The sequence below is a fragment of the Bacillus massiliigorillae genome (assembly GCF_000380245.2).
Classification (GTDB): Bacteria; Bacillota; Bacilli; order Bacillales; family DSM-1321; genus Bacillus_AD; species Bacillus_AD massiliigorillae.
Map to the genome: position 1 here is coordinate 1552506 of NZ_HG428741.1, position 17365 is coordinate 1569870.

Genomic DNA, 17365 nt, shown 5'->3' on the forward strand with positions numbered 1-17365 from the left:
TGAGGCTGTAAACGGTTACATCCATTTTATTAATTGTAAGGAAGGATGCTTAGATTGGCAACAATTAAACAAGTTGCAAAGCTAGCTGGTGTTTCTGTAGCGACAGTTTCTCGCGTATTAAATAACAGTGGCTATGTACAAGTGGATACTAGAAAAAAGGTAGAGGAAGCTATTCATAAATTGGAATATATTCCGAATGAAGTAGCACGCTCTTTATATAAGAAAGAATCACGTTTAGTAGGGTTACTATTACCTGATATTACGAACCCTTTTTTTCCTGAGTTAGCTCGTGGTATAGAAGATGAGCTTCAGAAAGAAGGTTTTTACCTCTTATTTGGTAATTGTGATGAAAAGTTAGAAAAAGAGCTGAATTACATACAAACTTTTGTACAAAATAATGTGGTTGGTCTTATTTCAGCTATAAATTTAGCGGATAAATCTAATTATGAGAATTTGTCTATCCCAACGGTTTTCTTAGATCGTGGTTCAGAAAGTGAGTATTCTGTTTTTTCTGATGCCAAAGAAGGAGGAAGAATAGCGGCTCGTGAATTAATTAAACGAGGAAGTGAAAAAATAACAGTCTTAAAAGGACCATCTCATGTACTCCCTGCTCAGGAGCGTTTTCAAGGGACTATTGAAGTCTTAGCTCAATCTAATGTGGATTTTCAAGTGATTTCGACAGCATCTTTTTCATTCCAAGAAGCAAAGACATGGGCGAAAGAAATATTTAAAAAGTACCCAGATACCGATGGTATTATTGCAAGTAATGATATTACAGCTACCGCTATACTTCATGAAGCTCTTATACAAGGAAAAATAGTACCTGATGAACTTCAAATTATTGGGTATGATGATATACAACAAAGTAGTTTATTATTTCCATCTTTATCTACGATTAGACAGCCTATTTATGAGATGGGAAAAGAAGCTGCTAAATTACTGATAAGTTTAATAAAAAGACAAATAATTGAAGAATCTCAAATTAAGTTATCGGTATCTTTTGTAGAACGTAATACAACAAGGAAGGAGACATAATAATGGTTAAAGTAACAGTCATTGGCAGTTCCTCTATGGATCTAGTTGTAACTTCTGGGATACGTCCCGGAGTAGGAGAAACTGTGTTAGGTGATTCTTTTAAAACTGTTCCGGGAGGAAAAGGGGCAAATCAGGCCGTTGCAGCTTCTCGTTTAGGGGCAGATGTAACAATGATTGGTTGTGTCGGTGAAGATCAGTATGGTGAAGTGATAATAAGTAACTTAATACAGAATGGTGTTTGTACAGATTATGTAAAAGCAGTTACTGGTGTTGAAAGTGGTACAGCTCATATCATCTTAGCAGAGCAAGATAATAGCATTATTGTAATAAAGGGGGCGAATGATTATGTTACTCCAACGTACGTTCAACAGGCTTTGAAAGTGATTATTGACTCAGATATTGTAATTGTTCAACAAGAGATTCCAGAAGAAACGGTTGAGTATGTTTGTGAAGTATGCGAGGTAAATGGAGTTCCTTTATTACTGAATCCTGCACCTGCTCGATCTTTAAAGAAAGAAGTGGTAGAAAAAGCTACATATTTAACACCTAATGAACATGAAGTAGCTATTCTATTTATGGGTGCTAGTCAATCCGAAATGTTACAGCAGTATCCAAATAAATTGTTTATTACTGAGGGTGAAAAAGGAGTCCGATATTTTAATGGAAAAGAAGAAGTACTAGTTGCTACATTCCCTGTTCAAGTAATAGATACAACTGGGGCTGGAGATACATTCAACGCAGCTTTTGCTGTTGCACTTGCTGAAGGCAAGGAATATACACAAGCATTAAAATTTGCAAATCGTGCTGCTTCTTTATCAGTTACAAAATTTGGAGCACAAGGTGGAATGCCTACTCGTCAAGAAGTAGAGGCTTGCCTGAATAAATAGATAGTTAAAGAACTCTATATATAATATGAAATAATTTTTTTTCTGATTCGCCAGTAACCGGTTACATAAGGGAAAATATTTTATCAACATCACGTGTTAAGAGATGATTCTATGTATTTTACTATTCAAGTGTCAATGTTCTAGTTTAAGAGACTTTGCATTGCACTTCTCTTAATATGACGTTTTCTTAGTGTAATCGTTTATATATATACAGTATTACAAGGAGGAGTAACGTAATGAGAAGAATACCAATTATTATTGACACAGATCCTGGTATTGATGATGCTGCAGCAATAGGATTAGCTTTTTACAGAGATGAACTAGATGTGAAATTAATTACGACAGTAACAGGAAATGTAGACATTAATAACATAACATCGAACGCCTTGAAACTTTTAACATTTTTTGATAAAGATATTCCAGTAGCTAGAGGTATGGAGACGCCTTTATTGAAGCCGGTAGAGGGAAGTGGAGTTCATGGTGAAACAGGAATGGATGGCTATAATTTCCCTGAACCTACACGTACAATTGTTCGAGAGCATGCAGTTGAAGCAATACGTTCTATGTTAGAGAAATCGGAAGAGAAAGTTACAATTGTGCCAATTGGACCATTAACAAATATTGCAGTATTGCTTTTAATGTATCCTCAATTGAAAAATAAAATTGAGAGAATAGTATTAATGGGTGGTTCTTTATCGGGTGGAAATATGAATGGTCCTGCTGAGTTTAATATGTGGGCAGATCCGCATGCCGCAAAAATTGTATTAGAATCCGATTTGGATATCGTAATGATTGGTTTGGATGTTACATTGAAAGCGCTTATTGGGGAAGATGAGTTATCGAAATGTCAAAATAAATCAGCTGAAATGTTTAACGCAATCTTCCATCATTATAGAGATGGTGATATGGAACGGGGAGTAGTTATGCACGATTCATGTACAATTGCGTATCTAACAAAGCCTGAAATGTTTAGAATTGAGCGTAGACATGTGAAGGTAGTCACAGAAGGTCCTGCAAGTGGTATGACAATGGAAATGCCAGAAGAAGAAGAAATGAATTTAAATGTTGCAGTCGGAATTGATTCTGATGCATTTCAAGAATGGTTTCTTGAGACATTAAATAAAATGATCTGATTTTGTTATATTTGAAAGGTATGTATGTTGTTTTGTAAACGATTACATTTTCGTGCATACTTTCATCACTTTTTTGACAGCAAGTGCTCTAAACAAAATTGAAAAAAAAGGTGATAAAATGAAGTTTATTATTTTCATTCTATGTTTAATAGCCATTTTTTTATTAGCGTATCTAGTTAGTTTCGACCGAAAAATGGTTAAAAAGAAACTTGTTACAATCGCTATAATTATTGGAATTCAAATATTATTAGCATTTACTTTCCTTCATACAACTATTGGTATAAAAATTATTGGTGGAGCATCAAAAGCGTTTGAGAAATTGCTTGGTTATGCTAATGTCGGAATTGAATTCGTATTCGGTGGCATGATTGAAGGTGGATTGGCAACTTTCGTATTAACAGCATTGCTTCCAATTGTATTTATTTGTGCATTGCTTGGTATTTTACAGTATTTCAAAGTTCTTCCTTGGTTTATTAAGATTATGGGATTTTTACTTAATAAAATTAGTAGACTTGGAAAGTTAGAATCATATAGTGCTATAAGTGCGGTTATTATTGGTATGACAGCTGTGTTTGTATCAATTAAAGATATCCTTCCGAAATTAGGAAAGAAACAGATGTATTCGATTGCAGCTTGTTCAATATCAACGGTAGATTTAAGTATCGTTGGTGCATACATGAATATAATCGATCCAAAATTTGTTATTCTAGCTATTGTTTTAAATTTGTTCAGTGTGTTTGTTATCCTTTCTATCATCAATCCATATAATTCAGATGAAGAAAATGATGTCCTTGCCATTGTAAATAATCCAACGGAAAAAGATGAACGTGGATTTTTTGAAGTGTTATCTGATTACATGATGGACGGTTTCAATTTAGTGCTAGCAATTGTAGCGATGTTATTAGGTTTTGTGGCATTAATCGCTTTCTTAAATGGCGTGTTTGATGGTATTTTCGGTGTGGATTTTCAAACGATTCTTGGTTATATCTTTGCTCCTATCGCCTTTCTTCTTGGTGTACCATGGGACGAAGCAATTCGATTTGGAGGCTTAATTGCTACAAAACTTCTTTCAAACGAATTTGTGGCAATGACAAGTTTTATGGAAATGAAGGATTTATCTGAGAGATCAATTGGCATTATCTCAGTATTCTTAGTATCATTTGCAAACTTTGGATCTGTTGGTATGATCATCGGTGCATTAAAAGGATTATGCCCTGATCAAAGTAAAGTGGTAGCTGGATTTAGTATGCGTCTACTATATGGAGCGACTTTAGTAAGCTTCTTATCAGCTGCAGTTGTTGGTTTAGTTCTATAAGTTAGTTAAGCTACGGTGGCGGAAGCAGTACTCTTGAATAGCCGTTTGATAGGATGTAGCTTTAAAATTAGGAGGAAAGTAGAAATTGGGAAAAATTTTGAGACATCCACTATTTATTATTTGCGCTAGTTTATTAGCTGTCATTGTAGGATGGATGGTTCATTCTCCCATACTAGATATCATTGTATCTGTATTTGGTATGGTACATGTTTGGTTATTAATGAAAGAGAAGATGGCTAATTTTATCTTTGGAATTCTTGCGTTCGGTAGCTATGTGTATATTTATATTTCGTCAGGATTAAATGCAATGGCAGTGGTTGCTTTTGTGCAAACAGCGTTTCTTATATATGGCTGGTATTTTTGGACGAAAAATAAGAAAGGAAATGAAGTTCCTGCAACGAATCGATTCACTCGTAAACAATTAATGTTTTGGGCCACAGGAATGGGGGTTGCTTGGATCCTTTGGGGTTTACTTGAAAAGTATGTGTTTCACGGTTCACTACCTTTCTTAAACAGTTTAACCGCTGTATTGAGCTTAACGGCTGAATATTGGCTAAGTCGTAAGTATCTTGAGAATTGGCACCTCTGGATTATTGCCGATGCGATAGCTGTACTTACAGTTTTCTTAAGCGGTTTATATCCAATGGTTATATTAATGGGTATTAATACATTACTTTCTATACAAGGTTTACGCGAATGGAGGGCAAACGAAGGTAAAGAAATGAATAAAGAGAAAATAACTCAATTTGTGTAATGATAAATTGTTCATAGCATTAAGAAGAAAAGAGCAAAGTAAAGACAGATTCTACTGAATGATTCCGTAAATGAAAGTAAAGAAGAATCAGAACAATCATTGTGATGAGTAAAAGATTGGGAGATAAACAGATTAGCTATCTCCCATCTTTTTAGAATAATATTTTAGGAGGAGAAGGTACTATTGCAATGAAAGAATTATTAGTAAACAAAGAAGATAGTAAGAAAAACACATACATGTGGTAGGGTGTGACTGGTTTTTAGATTTACGTGCTGTGTCGCGTAATTTGTTAATAGGAAATTAGACCTTGGTAAAAAATGTAGAAAAATATAAAGCGTACTGTAAAGTATTCAGGAACGAAAAAAACTTTTCATAGTTACTTTAACAAATAATATATGATGAACACGGGAATATAGTCTGACGTCTAGCAAGTTTGATGAACTAGTTTAAGCATGATAACTATGGTAAAAGTTTTTATTCAAAATAATGAAGGGAAATCGTAAAATGACAAATTTTGATTCAAAAGACTATTTAGCAAAAGTTGATGCATGGTGGCGTGTTGCTAACTATATTTCAGTGGCACAAATGTATTTAAAAGATAATCCACTACTCAGAGAAGCCATTCAAGAAAAGGATGTAAAGATTCATCCAATTGGACATTGGGGAACAATTGCTGGCCAAAATTTTATTTATGCCCATTTAAATCGTGTAATAAATAAATATGATTTAAATATGTTCTACATTGAAGGTCCAGGACATGGTGGTCAAGTGATGGTAGCAAATTCATATATTGATGGTAGCTACACTGAAATATATCCAGAAGTTACACAGGACGAAGCCGGATTAAAAAAGCTTTGTAAGATTTTTTCTTTTCCAGGGGGGATTGCCTCTCATGCAGCGCCTGAAACACCAGGATCTATTCATGAAGGTGGCGAACTTGGTTATTCGTTATCACATGCGACAGGAGCGATTTTAGATAATCCAGATGTGATTGCAGCAACTGTTATTGGTGATGGAGAAGCAGAAACTGGTCCATTAGCTGCAGGTTGGTTTTCAAATGTTTTTATCAATCCAGTCAATGATGGAGCTGTTTTACCAATTCTTTACTTGAATGGTGGGAAAATTTCAAACCCAACGATTTTAGAACGTAAATCAGATGTAGAGTTAACTCAATACTTCAAAGGTTTAGGTTGGGATCCAATTTTTGTTTCTGGAACAGATCCAGAGATTGTTCATCCATTAATGGCAGAGAGATTAGATCAAGCCATTGAACGAATCAAAGCTATACAAGCTGATGCTCGTCAAGAAAAGGCAGAGGTGGCAAAAATGCCTAACTGGCCAGTTCTAATTGTTCGTACTCCAAAGGGTTGGACAGGCCCTAAAGAATGGAATGGAGAGCCAATAGAAGGTGGATTCCGTGCGCATCAAGTCCCAATACCAGTAGATGCCCATCATATGAAACACATTGATGTATTAGTCGAATGGTTGAATTCTTATCGTCCAAAAGAGCTATTCGATGAAAATGGGGCAATTGTTGAAGAAATTCGTGAGATCTCTCCAAAAGGTAATCGTAGAATGTCTACCAACCCAATCACAAATGGAGGAATTAATCCAAAGCCATTAAAGATTACTGATTGGAAGCAATATGCCATTAATACGAAAAAACCTGGAGCAATTGTTGTTCAAGATATGATTGAATTTGGTAATTTTGCACGGGACTTAGTTCAGGCAAATCCAGATAATTTCCGTATCTTTGGACCAGATGAATCAAAATCGAATCGCTTAAACAAGGTATTTGAAGTAACGAACCGTCAATGGTTAGAAGCAAAGCAGAATGACTATGACGAATGGATTGCCCCGGTTGGTCGCGTGATTGACTCACAATTGTCCGAACATCAATGTGAAGGTTTCTTAGAAGGCTATGTTTTAACGGGTCGTCATGGATTCTTTGTTAGCTATGAGGCATTTTTCCGTGTAGTAGATTCAATGATTACTCAACATTTTAAATGGTTGCGCAAGGCTAAAGAACAATCATGGCGCAAGAATTATCCGTCATTAAATTTGATAGCTACTTCAACGGTGTTCCAACAGGATCATAATGGCTATACACACCAAGATCCTGGCTTGCTAACTCATTTAGCAGAGAAAAAACCGGAATTTATTCGAGAATATTTACCAGCAGATACTAATACAATGATGGCTGTTATGGCAGAAGCTTTAAGTTCAGAAGAACGAATCAATTTGATTGTTTGTTCGAAGCATCCACGCCCACAGTTCTATTCGGCAGAAGAAGCGGAAACGATAGTTAAGGATGGGTTGAAAATAATTGATTGGGCATCAACTGTAAAAGATGGTGAGGAGCCGGATGTTATCGTTGCGGCAGCAGGAACAGAGCCTAATTTAGAAGCATTAGCAGCCATTACCATTTTAAATAAGGCATTTCCAACGCTTAAAATTCGTTTTATTAATGTCCTTGATATTTTAAAATTACGTCATCCAGATGTCGATCCCCGAGGGCTAACAGATAAAGAATTTGATGCTTATTTCACACAAGATAAGCCAGTCATTTTCTGTTTTCATGGTTATGAAGGGATGATTCGTGATATCTTCTTCAATCGTCACAATCATAATCTGCATATTCATGGTTATCGTGAGAATGGGGATATTACGACACCATTTGATATGCGTGTCTTTTCTGAAATGGATCGCTTCCATATCGCACAAGATGCAGCTAATGCAGTATATGGTGTAGTAGCAGCGGATTTTGCAAGACAAATGGATGATACAATTAGTTTTCACCATAACTACATTCGTGATCATGGGCTAGATATTCCAGAAGTTGAAAATTGGACTTGGGGATTAGATAACAAATAAGCTATCTAGTTGAATTTTAATATTGAATGATTGGATAAAAAAACTTCCTTAGTTTCACCAACAGTTTGAATCTAGAGAGGTTTGAAAAAGAAGGAATAACAATGATTTCAATTCAAAAAGTTCCATTGGTCATACAAAGGATGGGGTTAAAAACAATAAAAATCAACAAACCTTATTGAAAATATTCGGTGGATTTCAGATTGGTGAAGCACTTGAAAAGCGATGCATTTAGACTTTGCATCGCTTTTGATATAAAAGTTATTCATCTCAATATCTGTTAACCAAATGCTTTAAGGGCAATATGTAAAATGGATTTATCAAGTAATTTCCTTCACCTGTTTTAAATAATGCATAAATAAATAATGATCCTATTGGAGCAAAAATAAATCCTATTAAACTATCTTTAGTAATTTTTCTGTAATAGTATATCTTATTTTTAATAATCAAAATCTCTGACTAGTATTTTCAAGTTATCTCCTTCATAAAATATGACTTTTATTAAATATTTCAGCCTTGTAACAACAAATATTCACCATGTACATATCTATCTAAATAAATATCTTAGAATGATAGCCATTTCCATCTTGATTTTTATTGTTGATATTAATTCTTTTACAATCAATGACCTCGTGAACTACTCACCACTTATCGACCTTACGGTCTGATTGAAGTGGGAGATTCTTGGGAAGTAGATACTTTTACTAGCTATCTATATTTACCAAGCTATAAGGGTAGTACCCCTAAAGAAGATACCAATTACGTAGCTAGTTTTAGCAAGTTGATACTTGCGTTTACATCCTTGTCATGGTGACTATTACACATCAATACCAACTATTGTATCAATCTTAGGGAATAGTTATTCATTTTCTTCTACCAAAACAGAAGCAAAATATTTGCTAGTTGGTGTTTGGAAAATGGTCACAGACTTAATCAAGCCAAAAAATGGTCTATGTTGTTTGATTCGAACCAGTGTTTTTAGCTTGGGCAATTTAATATAGCCGTTTTCCATGTATACTGTTCCTTTTTGATTATTGTTTGTATAGCTGCGGTGATGGTCTTTTTTGCTTTTGAATTTTGGAAATCCAACGGATTTATCACGAAAAAAGTTAGCATATGCTTTGTTCAGGTTCAATTGTGCATTAGCCAAGGCAAGACTATCAATTTCTTTTAGAAACGGAAATTCAGCCTTATATTGTGCAGGAGTAGGATATTTGATGGATTTATCAATATTCTTTTGAGATTCTTGATAAGAATTGATCTTATCGGCAAGCATTTTGTTGTACACAAAGCGTTATTCTAACCGAAAATTCATCTCCCACTTACTCATTAGGCTTTGCCCTCCACACTCCTTGAAGAGGGAGAATTCTTTTCGGAAACCTAGTTAAAATAAGGATTTTATTAATTTCAGAATTGAATTCGTATTCCTTGATATATTTTCCATTTTCTATAGAATTAAGAATATGGAGGAATAGAAATATCATGATTAGCAAGGATAAACCACTTAAACGGCGACTAAGCATTCTAGTGAAACAATACGGTCTAACACATCCAATTGTTCTCAAATGTAGCCAAGAACTAGATAAAATTATTATCGAAATGCAGAGACGAAAATACCCATAATAGTATTTTGTGTGGAGGTTTTAGTTATGGAACCATATGCTGACTATCTAATTATCTGATCCCTCCTTTTCTTCCGCATCTTTCCAAATAAGTGGAACAAAAAGGTGGCTAATACATTAGAAAAAGAAAAAGACTCCCACTTAAAATGAGAGTCCTTTCCACTGAATTGTTGAGTTAGAATGTGTGAATGCTACCAACTAAATAGGGGAACCACCCTGTTAAGCACCTTCTATTATAGTTCTTATGGACTATGATATCAAGTGGCTTTTAATATGTAAAAATGAAAAATATACTGGTACCGCTATAGTTAATAAATTAACAAAAACAGATATAATGGCTTCACATAAAGTAATTAAAAAAGATGAAAAAGAATGGATTAAAATTGAAAATGAATTGCCAACTACAATAGTGTGAGTAAATATCCAATGTGATACCGACTCGTGCATGACCTAACCGCTTTCTCACAACTTTCGGATTTTCACCCATACGCATTAATATTGTTGCATGTGTATGTCGTAAATTGATTCACTGAACTTCTCTTTAAAGTCATGTTTGGATTCATTCATGAGACAATGCCTCTTTTTCGTAATGATTGCAGTTTACTTGTTGTAACGTAACGAACTCGTTTCTCTTCACTTTTAAAAGCATCTATTATCATCTTTATGTTGTTGCTCTCCTTGATAATGGTTTAGGTAGTTCATCTATCTACGGAAAGCATTACAACCACTTGGTGCTCTTGTGTCAATGGTAATGTTTTTAAAATGGGGAATGGTTGTTCAAATAGGCGGATGAAATACATCAGTTATATACAATCGATGCTGCAATTGATGAATGATGAAGCTTTGTTTGTGATGACTAATTAAGTAGAAGATATGATATGAAGCGCTGTATTGTTGTAAGTAGATCGCTAAAGTACATTCAGTCATGAAGTAAGTAGATGATCATTTGAGGATATAGAACTTTAGGTTTTGCGAGTTACAGACTATGAAAAATCCCCCCCCCGATCTCAAGAATCATATGGATTCAAGGATAGAGGAGTGGTATTCATCTGAGGCATATTACTCTAGTGTAAAGCTGGGCACTTGATGATGCTGTTGGTTAATACCCGAATCTCTTCAACTCGTCACTTGCTTATTGAAAGCATATGCAGTTTCGCCCACATGTATCATGACGAGCACCATTGACCGTAATCAATCGAAACTCCGTCCGAACCGTTGAATGCTAGAAGCCGTTGCTGCTTCTCTAAGACTCGCAATCAGGTCATAACACAACAGTAAAGACCTTGACTAATAGATTGCTACGTTGATTTTCTGTATTGGCTCAACTCACCTTACCTATTTAAGGGCATTCCCACGGATATGCTTTTTTCTTGTAAGTTAATGTCGTGACTAGTAATGACAGCGTCTCAAAAGTCAGAGCCGCCCCTCTGTCATAAATGTAATAAAACCATTTGAGTACTACAAGGCATGGTTGAATTATTATAAAGACAGGTAGATTTTATAGTGATTTTGACCTACAATTAATTAGTGTGAAAGTCCTTAATGAAAGAGTGACTTTGTAGCTAGATGAACAGAATAGGGTCAGAGTTTTTTGCTCAATGATGAGCATTTAAAGCTTTTTCGCCTAGATAACAACTTGGAAAATGGTGAATTTGTAATTTACCTTATTGTATCTATAGGCTAAGGAGGTATTTCATGTCGATATTTCGCATTAATAATGAAGCAAAACAGGCAAGAAACATAAGCAAGGAAAAGATGACTAAGTTATATGAAGTAAAGGGGAAAAATGTTCGGGTTGATTTTCTCGACGCAAGTTTTGGTGAATTAGATGGAAAGAAGATACCATTGGATGAGAGCGTGGTAACCCAGGCAACCAAACAGCTGTTAAAAGTCTTCTCAATAAATGAAACAAAATATAACCCAATTCCTGCTCACATCATCATTTCTAACAAGATGATAGAGGATAACCAATTTAATGGGAATTCGTCTGAAAGCGACTTCACTATTTCTGTTGCTGAACCTCGCTATTCTTTTTATGAAATATACCTACCAGCTAAAACAAAAAAGCAAATTATGACGGCTTTAACGATCCAAAAGCATAATGACAAGCTCCGTAATCAATGGGGATTAGAAACGATCCTTAAAGATGGACGAGCAGTCATATTGAACTTTTTCGGTTCACCAGGTACCGGGAAAAGCATGACTGCTGAAGCAATCGCTCATTATCTGGGCAAACAAGTAATTAATGTCAATTATGCACAGCTTGAGTCCAAATATGTTGGTGAAACACCAAAAAACATTAAAAGATACTTTACGGAAGCAACCGAAAAAAATGCTATTCTTATATTTGATGAAGCAGATTCCTTCCTTGGAAAAAGACTAACTAATGTAAGCCAGTCGGCCGATTATGGAGTGAATGTAACCCGAAGCGTTATGCTGATGGAATTGGAACAGTTTACAGGAGTTGTTATTTTTACGACGAACTTGCTTTCGAATTATGATCAGGCTTTCAAACGGAGAATTTTTGCCAATATTGAATTTACCCAACCTGATCAAGAGGCAAGAGAGAAAATTTGGGATATTCATTTGCCGGAGAAGTTGCCAATTAAGGAAGGAATTACCGCCAATTTTCTGGCTGGGAAATTCGAGAATATCACCGGTGCTGATATCAAGGACATTGTTCTATATGCATCTATCAATTGCTTAGAGAGAGGCAGTGAAGTTATCCATTTAGAGGACTTTTAGGAAGCGTATGCTTATATTATAGCCCGCTACAATAATGGCAATAATATCGAGATTAATTCGAAAATTATTTCTGAGGAACAATATAAAAAAGAAATGACTTTGGGTAAAGTCTGATGAGGTGCGGTTATGATAACTAAACTTGTTCATTCCTATCAAAGTGCTAAACTGTCAGCTACAAAAAAGTTTTCTAATCATTGTTACGATATTTTGGAAGAGCCTGGATTTATGGATAATGGATATATCCGAGCGAAAATCAAGCAATTAAAAAAAGAATGTACCAATATAGAGAATGAAATAGAACTACTCCTTCAATATGATAAAAAGGATGAATACTATAAGCAAAAAGTGTCAGTTTTAATGGAAAATAGAGATTATATATTACATTATCTTTCCTTTCTTTCATCCAACAGCTTTAACAGTCTGGAATACTCGATAAGCATGATTCAAAACATTCAAACAGATTTTTTTCTATGTTTGAATGCCCTAATAAGTTATCAAAAGGGTGATGAAGAAAAGGCTTTAATGTTGTTTGAACAATATTTTGAAAAGTATCCAGAGCCAATAGAACACTTTTTAATTAACAAAACTTATGGTGAGTTGCTTTTTAAACAAGATAACATCGAGAAAGCGGTGGCTCATCTAAGAAAAGCTACTGAAAAAAGACCCGAAGATGATGATGTCCATGTGATTCTTATTCAAGCATATCAAAAACTGGGTAACTATCATCAGGCTAAAATTCATGAAGATATCCAAAAGCTATTAGGTGGTGTGAATGATGACTGATGTGAATTTTTTAAATAAGGACAACGGCATTTCTTCCACCCGGACCACGATTGGGAAAGGCAACGGTAAGGTGAGCTTAACCCAATATCATAACTCCACTAGAGGAGGCGTTACTTTTCGAAATTCTCAAATGACTTCTAGGGTGAACAACAAAGGGCAGTCGCTAAGCAGTGGTTTTAAAACAAACGGAAAAATGACTTACATTGGAAGTAAGAACAAAGCTTCAAATACTATAGCTCCATTTTAAAGATACGAGGTAACTAAAATGATAGAAACCCATTTGTTTTCCCATCCGTTAGAAGAAACGGCATTTGATGAAGTAACTAAAACGGTAAATTTCAAAAGTGTACTTGAGGATCAATACATTCATTTTGAAGAGAAAAAGAGAAAACCCGATTTGTTAGGGAAGACAGTAAAAGTGAGTGAAAGGCAGTTTCCTGAAGTTTTTTACATAGTAAAAAAGATTGAACAGCGTACTAGGCTAAAGATGCCTGATATTTTTGTGTACGAAGACTTTTTTTATGCAATTGAAAGCAAAGGCATTGATAATCCGTGGATTGAGGTTTCGGCATCAATGATTACGGACTTTACAGAAAAAGAACTTGAATTTATGTTAGCAAGGGAAATTTGTAGAGTTTATTATAAGCATACCCACTATACTACATTAATGAATGAATCTCTTGAAATGTATGCAAAAGGTTTAATTCCCTTTAGTAACGGTATTGTCGGAGATGTGGCTAAGGTCATTTTTTACAGATGGAACCGTCTAGCCAACTATTCGGCGGATTGTTTTGGCTATTTAATCTGCATGGACCTGCATGCCTCAACAAAATCGATTCTTAAATGTGTGTTAAATAGTAAGTTTTTGGCTAACAATATCAATCTTGCAGAATACTTGAAACAAGCAGAAGCTATCAATGAGCTACATGATTCTGTTTACGAGTCAACAAAAATCGATGAACAATACCCTTATGGACCTTTTCGTATCAAGAATCTAATTGCCTTTGCTTCTTCAGAGAGAATGATACGGGCAAACAAACAACTTAAGAATTTTAAGGAGGTAGGACAATGAGTTTTCTAGCAGCATTAGGTTGGGTGTTATTGGGTGGAATAGTAACTGGAGGGTTGGTAACTTTCTGGGACGAAATCAGACAATGGTTGAATCAGGTAGCGGCTGATGCAGTGGAAAAGATGTTTGGTTATAAAGCAAGGCAAACGATGCAACGGGCTGTAGTGAAAATTGACCGTGTAATGAGCAGCGTACGAAATACTTCGACCATTTATACAAAGAAGAATCCTTTGGACTCATATATAGTTAAAACAGATGTAGTTGCCGAAGCATCGATTAGGGAAATCGACCAGCAAATTTTAGACGAAATTGAAAGGAAAAAGACACTTGTGCAAGAGTTTGAATACAAAGGATGATTGTAGATGTTTAAAGTAAAGGAAATAAATGTAACTTCTATTGTCGATAAAGATCCTAATGTATATGTAATGAGAGCGGAAGATAATCTCAAATTACACAAATACCAGGAAGCATTGAGGGAAATGGATCAGGCGATAGAATATGCTCCTACTAATCAAAAAGAGAACTATGCCTTTGAAAAAATAAAAATACTTGATGTAATAGGTTGGCATTCCGATAGTGTTGACTTTATAAAAAAATATCTAAAAAGGTTTTATTCAGAGCTACCCTTATCTGATTTCTATCGTGTTCTTCGTGTACTAAAAAAAAATAGTACATCTGATCTTTTCTCTATTCTTAAGCAAAATGGCATTCCAACCATATTGTTGGAAGTGTACCAAAGTGAGCGGTCAGATGAAGCTTTCTTTAAACAAAAAGCCCGGGAGTATTTGAGTAAAGACCAATTTTCTAATGCATTTGCTATGACGAAGCTGATAAGTGAAAAGTCCGGGTTTGATTCAGATTTATGCCTTTTAAATGGACAAATTTATAAGGCACAAGGTACTTTTTCTGGAGCACTCTCCTACTTTTTGAAGGCAGCAGATTTCCGCGATCCACAATTAGAGGTTTTTATCGAAATTGCTGATACCTATGTCATTTTAGAAAAAATAAATGAGGCCCAGATCTGGATTGAAAAGGGGCTAGCTGCGTTCCCTTTCAATAACAAACTTTTACACTTTAATGCGAAACTTTATTATAGAAGTAATCAATATGATCTATGCTTATTAGTGTTAAACGATATACTAAAAAAAGAACCTAATGACGCAGAAGCATTTTATATGAAAGGGTTAATTTACGATTATAGAAAAAGATATCTATTAGCAAATTCAAATTTTAAAAAAGCAAAAATTATAAACCCGAGCCTTAAGGAACCAGAGAACCGAGAAAAGAAACGATTCCTTCATCGGATGAAAATATTTGTTGTTAGTATAAGCATAGCTATATTACTATTGTTGATTGGGCAATTTGTACTATTTAAAACTGGAATGATCAAACCGATTGTGAAAGGGGCTATTCTTAAAACAGATGATATCCTCTTTTTAGGAAAAACGATGCAAATATACGATGACTATGACTACTTCCCTTCCTATGCAAAAAAGCCGAAAATGAAGTACAGGATTAAGGATCCTCATATTGCTAAAGTTAGTTCTTATGGAGAAATTAAGGGATTAAAGGTAGGTACCACATCTGTTCAATTACTTGAGGGAAATAGGGTTCTCGCCTCTTCTGAAATCAAGGTGGTTAAGCCAGAAGTTTTAGCAATAACAATTGAACTAACCAATAATAATTTAGTTGTCGGAGAAAAGGAAAAATTAACCACTAAAGTAGAAATGGATTATGAAGATGCAGAAATCCCGAAAATTACATATAGCTCAAGTAATCCATCTGTTATTTCTGTTAATCAAGATGGAGAAATTGAGACACTAGATATAGGTGAGGCCACGATTAAAGCAAGCGTTGGTGGGAAAAGTTCTAGTTTTACAGTTCATTCATATGCCAAAGTGGATGAAATCCTCTTAGAAGATTTAATAGTGGAAATTGGAAATTCTTTAACGTTAAAACCAACGGTAAAAACAACACCTGAAGATGGGGAAATCTATCCGTTAAAATATGAAACATTGGATAGCTCTATTGCCACAGTAAATACTCATGGAGAAGTTACTGGCGTAAGTGCTGGTGAAGTTGAAATCGTTATATCTTCCTTTAATGGTGTGGAAAAAAGGGTCAAAGTTTTGGTTGAGATTAATAGTCCAAGTGATTTAACAGCAACGTTTGATATGGAAACTCAGACCATTCACTTAAACTGGGATTACGACTTTACTTCAAATGAAAGTGTACAATTTGAATTGTCTGGAGCGATTGCTAATAATGATTACTCTGAAATACTCACCTCTAAAGAGACATCAGCTGAGTTTAAGGGGGTTTCTGGAGAGCAATATTCGTTTAGAGTTCAGGCAATAGTAGGTGATCGTATAAGTATGCCTGCATTCGTCTCATTGACCGTTCCCGAAATTTACAAAGAGGATAGTAATAACATGGATTCTGACTCAAAGGTTTCAGATTCAAACTATGAAGAAGCTGAAGGGAGTAAGACCGTTTCTAAAACACCTGAAGAAATTCAAAAAGATAAAGATGTAGAAAACATGATAAAGCTTATGTCTAGTGTGGAGGGATATTGGAAAAATGCGAGCCCAAATGATAGTGATTATCGAGATCTTAAATATGCTCTCATAAGTAATAGCTCTACAGAAAGTCGGAAGGATTCTTTTGGAGTATCATTACTTGCTAAAAGCTATTACGATGGAGTCGAAACCTCTTTTTGGGAATATGGTCTTCGATCGAATTTGATTAAAATTGATGGAAATAAGCTAATTGATAGCGATGAAGACACAATGACAATCCATAATCCTAATATGTTTACAATAGAGATTAGCGGAAAGACATTAACCTTTATAAGATGCAAAAAAACTGATATCCCTAACGATTATCTTATAAATAGAACAGTTGAATTACCTTAAAAAGGAAAATGTTGTTGTTATTAATAGTCTCAAAAATTGCACAGAATTTCTAGAAACAATGGAATTAAGAGACACACTTTGCATAAATACACATAACGCCTTGATTTACTGGATTTAATGGAATCAATTTATTTATGCGAAAAATCTATCAAATAACTTGTCTAAACTCCTTTTTATTCCACACTTAAAACTGTTTCTTCTTCATGCATCTATTTTTCTGGATTTTGTAATAAATT

General features: G+C 34.9%; 13 protein-coding genes and 2 pseudogenes. 13 read left to right on the forward strand and 2 right to left on the reverse strand.

Annotated features, from left to right (window positions below; genetic code table 11):
* Positions 1-54 precede the first annotated feature (54 nt).
* The 6 genes from TX86_RS07260 (at position 55) to TX86_RS07285 (ending at position 7998) form a co-directional block, all read left to right on the forward strand.
* Complete coding sequence (locus TX86_RS07260; protein WP_042347587.1) at positions 55-1035, forward strand: LacI family DNA-binding transcriptional regulator; 981 nt, start codon at positions 55-57, stop codon at positions 1033-1035.
* Positions 1036-1037: 2 nt separating this feature from the next.
* Positions 1038-1922: a ribokinase gene (gene rbsK / locus TX86_RS07265; RefSeq protein ID WP_042347589.1), complete on the forward strand. Its 885-nt coding sequence runs from the start codon at positions 1038-1040 to the stop codon at positions 1920-1922.
* A gap of 236 nt (positions 1923-2158) precedes the next feature.
* Positions 2159-3055 carry a ribonucleoside hydrolase RihC gene (gene rihC, locus TX86_RS07270; RefSeq protein ID WP_042347591.1) on the forward strand — a complete coding sequence of 299 codons (897 nt, stop codon included), beginning with the start codon at positions 2159-2161 and terminating at the stop codon, positions 3053-3055.
* A gap of 118 nt (positions 3056-3173) precedes the next feature.
* The gene (locus TX86_RS07275; protein WP_042347594.1) at positions 3174-4370 is read left to right on the forward strand and encodes a NupC/NupG family nucleoside CNT transporter; all 1197 of its coding nucleotides are present in this window, start codon (positions 3174-3176) and stop codon (positions 4368-4370) included.
* Positions 4371-4455: 85 nt separating this feature from the next.
* On the forward strand, positions 4456-5124 hold the full coding sequence (pnuC, locus tag TX86_RS07280) for a nicotinamide riboside transporter PnuC (protein WP_052343576.1): 669 nt from the start codon (positions 4456-4458) through the stop codon (positions 5122-5124).
* Positions 5125-5628: 504 nt separating this feature from the next.
* The gene (locus TX86_RS07285) at positions 5629-7998 is read left to right on the forward strand and encodes a phosphoketolase family protein (protein WP_042347596.1); all 2370 of its coding nucleotides are present in this window, start codon (positions 5629-5631) and stop codon (positions 7996-7998) included.
* Positions 7999-8857: 859 nt separating this feature from the next.
* On the opposite strand, the pseudogene TX86_RS07290 reads toward TX86_RS07285, so the two are convergent.
* A pseudogene (locus TX86_RS07290) lies at positions 8858-9289 on the reverse strand (RNA-guided endonuclease InsQ/TnpB family protein); the annotation flags it as partial.
* A gap of 188 nt (positions 9290-9477) precedes the next feature.
* On the opposite strand from TX86_RS07290, the gene TX86_RS26165 reads away from it, so the two are divergent.
* Positions 9478-9618, forward strand: coding sequence for an aspartyl-phosphate phosphatase Spo0E family protein (locus TX86_RS26165; RefSeq protein WP_081707595.1), 141 nt, complete (start codon positions 9478-9480; stop codon positions 9616-9618).
* Between the two features lie 408 nt (positions 9619-10026).
* Here TX86_RS26165 and TX86_RS27765 read toward each other — a convergent pair.
* Positions 10027-10140 (reverse strand): annotated as a pseudogene (locus TX86_RS27765) (tyrosine-type recombinase/integrase); the annotation flags it as partial.
* Between the two features lie 1172 nt (positions 10141-11312).
* On the opposite strand from TX86_RS27765, the gene TX86_RS07295 reads away from it, so the two are divergent.
* From TX86_RS07295 to TX86_RS07320, 6 genes are all read left to right on the forward strand, one after another.
* Complete coding sequence (locus TX86_RS07295) at positions 11313-12362, forward strand: ATP-binding protein (protein ID WP_154663073.1); 1050 nt, start codon at positions 11313-11315, stop codon at positions 12360-12362.
* Positions 12363-12488: 126 nt separating this feature from the next.
* On the forward strand, positions 12489-13145 hold the full coding sequence (locus tag TX86_RS07300; protein WP_042347597.1) for a tetratricopeptide repeat protein: 657 nt from the start codon (positions 12489-12491) through the stop codon (positions 13143-13145).
* A complete protein-coding gene (locus tag TX86_RS07305; RefSeq protein ID WP_154663074.1) occupies positions 13135-13392 on the forward strand; it encodes a hypothetical protein in 258 nt (85 codons plus the stop codon). The genes TX86_RS07300 and TX86_RS07305 overlap by 11 nt, the downstream gene beginning before the upstream one ends.
* A gap of 18 nt (positions 13393-13410) precedes the next feature.
* Positions 13411-14217: a M48 family metallopeptidase gene (locus TX86_RS07310; RefSeq protein ID WP_042347600.1), complete on the forward strand. Its 807-nt coding sequence runs from the start codon at positions 13411-13413 to the stop codon at positions 14215-14217.
* Positions 14214-14570 (forward strand): hypothetical protein, encoded by a 357-nt coding sequence (locus TX86_RS07315; RefSeq protein WP_042347602.1) that lies wholly within the window; start codon positions 14214-14216, stop codon positions 14568-14570. Before TX86_RS07310 ends, TX86_RS07315 begins: the two co-directional genes overlap by 4 nt.
* A gap of 6 nt (positions 14571-14576) precedes the next feature.
* Positions 14577-17129, forward strand: coding sequence for an Ig-like domain-containing protein (locus TX86_RS07320; RefSeq protein ID WP_042347604.1), 2553 nt, complete (start codon positions 14577-14579; stop codon positions 17127-17129).
* Positions 17130-17365 lie beyond the last annotated feature (236 nt).

What these genes read in the sequence shown, in the direction of transcription:
- rbsK (WP_042347589.1), top strand. Translation starts at nt 1,038, where the DNA reads ATGGTTAAAGTAACAGTCATTGGCAGTTCCTCTATGGATCTAGTTGTA.
- rihC (WP_042347591.1), top strand. Translation starts at nt 2,159, where the DNA reads ATGAGAAGAATACCAATTATTATTGACACAGATCCTGGTATTGATGAT.
- TX86_RS07275 (WP_042347594.1), top strand. Translation starts at nt 3,174, where the DNA reads ATGAAGTTTATTATTTTCATTCTATGTTTAATAGCCATTTTTTTATTA.
- TX86_RS07285 (WP_042347596.1), top strand. Translation starts at nt 5,629, where the DNA reads ATGACAAATTTTGATTCAAAAGACTATTTAGCAAAAGTTGATGCATGG.
- TX86_RS26165 (WP_081707595.1), top strand. Translation starts at nt 9,478, where the DNA reads ATGATTAGCAAGGATAAACCACTTAAACGGCGACTAAGCATTCTAGTG.
- TX86_RS07295 (WP_154663073.1), top strand. Translation starts at nt 11,313, where the DNA reads ATGTCGATATTTCGCATTAATAATGAAGCAAAACAGGCAAGAAACATA.
- TX86_RS07300 (WP_042347597.1), top strand. Translation starts at nt 12,489, where the DNA reads ATGATAACTAAACTTGTTCATTCCTATCAAAGTGCTAAACTGTCAGCT.
- TX86_RS07305 (WP_154663074.1), top strand. Translation starts at nt 13,135, where the DNA reads ATGATGACTGATGTGAATTTTTTAAATAAGGACAACGGCATTTCTTCC.
- TX86_RS07310 (WP_042347600.1), top strand. Translation starts at nt 13,411, where the DNA reads ATGATAGAAACCCATTTGTTTTCCCATCCGTTAGAAGAAACGGCATTT.
- TX86_RS07315 (WP_042347602.1), top strand. Translation starts at nt 14,214, where the DNA reads ATGAGTTTTCTAGCAGCATTAGGTTGGGTGTTATTGGGTGGAATAGTA.
- TX86_RS07320 (WP_042347604.1), top strand. Translation starts at nt 14,577, where the DNA reads ATGTTTAAAGTAAAGGAAATAAATGTAACTTCTATTGTCGATAAAGAT.